This is a genomic window from Acinetobacter sp. AKBS16, from assembly GCF_002899995.1.
GTDB classification, from domain to species: Bacteria; Pseudomonadota; Gammaproteobacteria; order Pseudomonadales; family Moraxellaceae; genus Acinetobacter; species Acinetobacter baumannii.
In genome coordinates this window covers 1-865 of sequence record NZ_POYH01000098.1, presented here as the reverse complement: position 1 = coordinate 865, position 865 = coordinate 1, and the positions used below count along the sequence as shown (strand labels likewise).

At 41.5% G+C, this 865-nt stretch carries 1 protein-coding gene; it reads left to right on the top strand.

What is annotated here, in order from left to right; translation table 11 throughout:
* Positions 1 to 199 precede the first annotated feature (199 nt).
* The coding region (locus tag C1642_RS17600; RefSeq protein ID WP_171304723.1) for an FUSC family protein at positions 200 to 865 on the top strand (666 nt) is incomplete at its 3' end.

Below are 865 nucleotides of genomic sequence, written 5' to 3'. Positions count from 1 at the left end.
GAACTCATTGGTGGTGTGCTCATGCCAATTGTTGCTGGTGGTATAGCTGACCAAATAGGTCTGAAAGGTCCAATGTTGATCGTCGGCGGTGTGTCATTAGCATGTGCTTTCATCGGCATTTTACTGAAAGAAACTGCCCCTCGCCGACTACAACAAATTCAGTTGAATGGATAAAAGCTGTATATTTTAAAGAAATTCAATGAATACAAATATCTCACATGGTCTACGGCTTAGCATTGCAGCTTGGTTATCATTTTCAATCGCAATTTTACTTGGGGTGGATAATGCTTATTGGGCAGCGATGCCTGTATGGGTCATCTCTCAACAAGTAAGAGGAATGATGTTCCAGCGAGGTGCCTATCGTATAATAGGTACCCTTGCAGGTGCATTACTAGGGCTTACTATTCTCAAAGCCACTAATAACGCATGGATAATAATTTCTCTAATTTCATTCACTATTTTTATCACCATATTTAGCATGCGAGTCAGCCATGGTACGAAAGGCTATGCACCGCAAATGATGGCTGTGACAATTATTATAATCTTAGTACCTGCGCTAATGCTTAAACAGCATGCTTGGGAACTCGCCTTATCTCGTATCCAATGTACCTTCATTGGCGTTATCTTAGTCACGGTTATTACAACACGCTATACGCAAGCGAATAACGATGAGATTTGGTACAGTGGATTATTAAAGTGGAGTTCCCACACTATCCATCATCCCCACATTCAGAAACATCAGGACAATGTAAAGGCTTTACGGTTTGCTTTATTAGCAAGTACTGGTGTTTTACTTTGCGCTATCACTTTTCATCAGAGCGGCTGGTCTGCGGGTGAACTTGTAACGCTAGGGACCTGTATATTT